Annotated in this window: 4 protein-coding genes and 1 pseudogene; 1 reads left to right on the forward strand and 4 read right to left on the reverse strand. The window is 59.5% G+C overall.

The window, feature by feature from the left end:
- Nucleotides 1–62, reverse strand: a pseudogene (locus ACIOUG_RS26670) (metal-binding protein); the annotation flags it as partial.
- A gap of 105 nt (nt 63–167) precedes the next feature.
- Between ACIOUG_RS26670 and ACIOUG_RS26675 the strand changes: the two are divergent.
- Nucleotides 168–746 carry a Maf family protein gene (locus tag ACIOUG_RS26675; protein ID WP_401070120.1) on the forward strand — a complete coding sequence of 193 codons (579 nt, stop codon included), beginning with the start codon at nt 168–170 and terminating at the stop codon, nt 744–746.
- Between the two features lie 90 nt (nt 747–836).
- On the opposite strand, the gene sppA is transcribed toward ACIOUG_RS26675, so the two are convergent.
- The 3 genes from sppA to rluC are packed head-to-tail and all read right to left on the reverse strand — an operon-like array spanning nt 837 to nt 3462.
- Nucleotides 837–1826 carry a signal peptide peptidase SppA gene (sppA, locus tag ACIOUG_RS26680; RefSeq protein WP_401070123.1) on the reverse strand — a complete coding sequence of 330 codons (990 nt, stop codon included), beginning with the start codon at nt 1824–1826 and terminating at the stop codon, nt 837–839.
- Between the two features lie 21 nt (nt 1827–1847).
- Nucleotides 1848–2513, reverse strand: a complete 666-nt coding sequence (locus ACIOUG_RS26685) for an HAD-IIIA family hydrolase (RefSeq protein ID WP_401070126.1) — start codon at nt 2511–2513, stop codon at nt 1848–1850.
- Nucleotides 2500–3462 carry a 23S rRNA pseudouridine(955/2504/2580) synthase RluC gene (gene rluC, locus ACIOUG_RS26690; protein WP_401070129.1) on the reverse strand — a complete coding sequence of 321 codons (963 nt, stop codon included), beginning with the start codon at nt 3460–3462 and terminating at the stop codon, nt 2500–2502. Before rluC ends, ACIOUG_RS26685 begins: the two co-directional genes overlap by 14 nt.
- Between the last annotated feature and the right edge of the window lie 463 nt (nt 3463–3925).

Genomic DNA, 3925 nt, shown 5'->3' on the forward strand with positions numbered 1-3925 from the left:
GTGGTGCCACGGTCAGCCAATTTGCGCGGGTCAACGTGAGGTGGAATCGGGTCATTCAACATAGGCGCAGCATTATAGGGATGCACCCACCCATGTCAAAGGAAATTGTGCCCTGTCCGTCACTTGCGTGCCTCCGCTAGAATTCGCACCTGCCTCAGGAGACGCGAATGCTGCCTTTATTACTTGCTTCAAGCTCGACTTATCGTCGGGAATTACTCGTCCGCCTGCACCTGCCGTTCGTCTGCAGCTCGCCGGATATCGACGAAAGCCATCGACCCGGCGAATCCGCCATCGAGCTGGTCAAGCGTCTCGCCGAACAGAAAGCCCGGGCACTGGCCGCCAGCCACCCCGCCCACCTGATTATCGGCTCGGATCAGGTCGCGGTGCTCGGCGACCGGATCATCGGCAAACCGCACACCTTCGACAAGGCCCGCGAGCAGCTACTGGCCGCCAGCGGCGCCAGCGTGACCTTCCTCACCGGCCTGGCCCTGCTCAACAGCCAGACCGGCCACTGCCAGGTCGACTGCGTGCCCTTCACCGTACACATGCGCACGCTCGACGAGGCGCGCATCGAACGCTACCTGCGCCTGGAGCAACCTTACGATTGCGCCGGCAGTTTCAAGGCCGAAGGCTTGGGCGTGAGCCTGTTCCAGTCCACCGAAGGCCCGGACGCCACCAGCCTGATCGGCCTGCCGCTGATTCGCCTGATCGACATGCTGTTGGCTGAAGGCGTGCAGATCCCTTAAAGCAAAAGATCGCCGCCTGCGGCAGCTCCTACATTGACCTTGATCTCTGTAGGAGCTGCCGCAGGCTGCGATCTTTGATCTACCAACGAATCAGCGCAACGAAGGCCCGTGGAAACCCATCCACATCGCCAACTGCTCAGCCACGCTGGCACCGAGCTTCTTCGAGAAGCGATCAAACGGCGATTCCTGCACGGTAAAATCCACCAGCTCTTTCTCGCCAATCACATCCCGCGCCACCGAACTGGCATTGCCCAGGCCATCAATCAAACCCAATGGCAGCGCCTGCTCGCCAGACCAGACCAGCCCGGAGAACAGCTCCGGATGCTCCTTGTCCTTCAGGCGATCACCACGACCCTGCTTGACGCTATTGATGAACTGCTTGTGCGTGGTGTCCAGCACGGTCTGCCAGAACGCAGTCTCGTCAGGCTTCTGTGGCTGGAAAGGATCGAGGAACGACTTGTGCTCGCCGGAGGTATAAGTGCGACGCTCGACGCCCAGCTTGTCCATGGTGCCGACAAAACCGTAACCGGCCGCCGTCACACCGATGGAGCCGACCAGACTAGCCTTGTCGGCATAAATCTGATCCGCCGCACTGGCGATGTAATAGGCGCCGGACGCACCGAGATCGGAAATCACCGCATAGACCTTGGTATCCGGATGCAAACCGCGCAAACGCTTGATCTCGTCGTACACATAACCCGACTGCACCGGACTGCCGCCCGGGCTGTTGATCCGCAGGATCACGCCCTTGACCTTCTTGTCCTCGAAGGCTGCACGCAGGCTGCCAACAATGTTGTCGGCACTGGCCGGCTCCTTGTCGGCAATCATGCCGGTGACGTCGATCAGCGCGGTGTAGTTCGGGCCACGGGTGGCGCTCTTTTCCATGTCCATCAGCGGCGTGAACAGGATCAGCGCGACAAACAGATAAACAAACGTCAGCAGCTTGAAGAAAATCCCCCAACGTCGCGAACGACGCTGTTCCTGCACACTGGCCAGCAGGGTCGTTTCCAACAGCTTCCAGCTCTTCGCGTCACCGTCGTCGGCACTTGCCTTGGCCGGTGTTTTCCATTCGTCGGTCATCCAGTCCACCCCAGAAAAAACTTATTTGGCCTGCTGCCCCAGCCAGACATGCAACTCACTAAAATGGTCGATCGACAGGCGCGGCTCGAACTGTTGCAGCGAGTCAATCGACTGCGCGCCGTAACTGACCGCCACTGACGCCATGCCCGCATTGCGCGCCATCAGCAGATCGAAGGACGAATCGCCAACCATCAGCGCCTGCTCGGGACGCACGCCGCAATGGTCGAGAATCTGCTCGAGCATCAGCGGATGCGGCTTGCTGGCGGTCTCGTCGGCAGCGCGGGTGATGTCGAAAAAGCCTTCCCAGCCATTGGCCTTGAGCACCCGATCCAGCCCGCGACGATTCTTGCCGGTCGCGACCGCCAGGTGATAACCCTGCTCACGAAACGACGCCATCGACTCGACTACGCCTTCGAATAACGGCGAAGGCACGGCTTCTGCCGCGATGTAGTGATCGGCGTAGTACTCGCGAAACAAGGTCATCTCGGCATCGCTGATGTCCGGATACAAGGTGCGGATCGCCTCGGGCAAGCCCAGACCGATGATGCCCTTGACGGCAAAATCATCGCGCAACTCGAAACCGGAACGCCCGGACGCGGAATGCATCGCCTCGACAATCCGACCAATGGAATCGGCGAGGGTGCCGTCCCAATCGAAAATCAGCAGTTTGTAATCAGATGGGCGCACTCAATCGCTCCACGGTCTTGGCCCACATCTCATCGACCGGTGCCTGCAACTTGAGCTCACCGCCATCGGGCAGCGGCACGGTCAGCATGTAGGCGTGCAGGAACAGACGCTTGCCGCCCAAATCACGGATTTCCTTGCTGAAACCGTCATCGCCGTACTTGGTGTCGCCGGCAATGCAATGCCCGGCGTGCAACGTGTGGACGCGGATCTGGTGCGTGCGCCCGGTAATCGGCTTGGCTTCGATCAGGGTGGCAAAGTCGCCGAAGCGCCGCAGGACCTTGAACACGGTCACCGACTCCTTGCCCTCCTCCTCGTCGACCTCGACCATGCGCTCGCCGGAGCGCAGATTGCTCTTGCCGAGTGCCGCACGGACCTGCTTGATCGAGGTCGCCCAGTTGCCGCGAACCAGCGCCATGTAACGCTTGTCGACCCCGTCGCCGCGCAATGCCGCGTGCAAGTGCCGCAACATGCTGCGCTTCTTGGCGATCATCAGCAGACCGGAAGTGTCACGATCGAGACGGTGAACCAGTTCCAGCTCCTTGACATCGGGACGCAACTGACGAAAGGCTTCGATCACGCCGTAATTCAAGCCGCTGCCGCCGTGAACCGCAATGCCGGCGGGCTTGTTGATCACGATAAGGGATTTATCTTCGTAGACAATCGAGGCTTCCAGGCGCTGCAACAGCCCTTGCGCCAATGGCACCGGCTCGTCGCGTTCAGGCACACGAACCGGCGGCACGCGCACGATATCGCCGGCCTGCAGCTTGTATTCGGGTTTGATCCGGCCCTTGTTCACACGCACTTCGCCTTTACGCAAAATGCGGTAAATCAAGGTCTTGGGCACGCCTTTGAGCCGGGCCAGGAGGAAATTGTCGATTCGTTGGCCGGCATACTCCGGCGAGACTTCAAGCAGTTGAACGCCTGGAGTCGAAGGGGCAGTAGTTGTCATGCCGCGGATGATAACAATTTTTATGGAATTGAAGCACTTAATCATTGCTGCTATAGTCGCGAACGCCGCCAAAAGCGGCCTGGACAGCGGAACCACGGTCAAAAACCGGCCCTGACCAACGCAATTCACCAGGACGCGAGGCCGTCCTACGGGGCTTTCGCTACGTAACGGTGGAGTTTGCAGTTGTAACAAGCGCAGGTGACATGAGGCCTGAATTACACCGTCGAGCAGAGTTTTCACTCGCCTGACAGGCAAATATTCGAGGCCAGTTCACAAAGTGCAGTCAGCTGCAGATGACCCCGAGCGAAGGCTTCGGAAACATCGCCTGAATTAGCCATGATGCGTGACCTCCCCTTTCGGAGCTCACGGTAAATGCCAACCCGCTGCGGATTCTGCGCGCGGCATCACACGAATTATCTGTGATACTTGTAGGGTGGTGATGCACTACCGCCGGACTGTGTAG

Origin of the sequence: Pseudomonas sp. NPDC087803 (assembly GCF_044742995.1) — a bacterium.
Lineage (GTDB): Bacteria > Pseudomonadota > Gammaproteobacteria > Pseudomonadales > Pseudomonadaceae > Aquipseudomonas.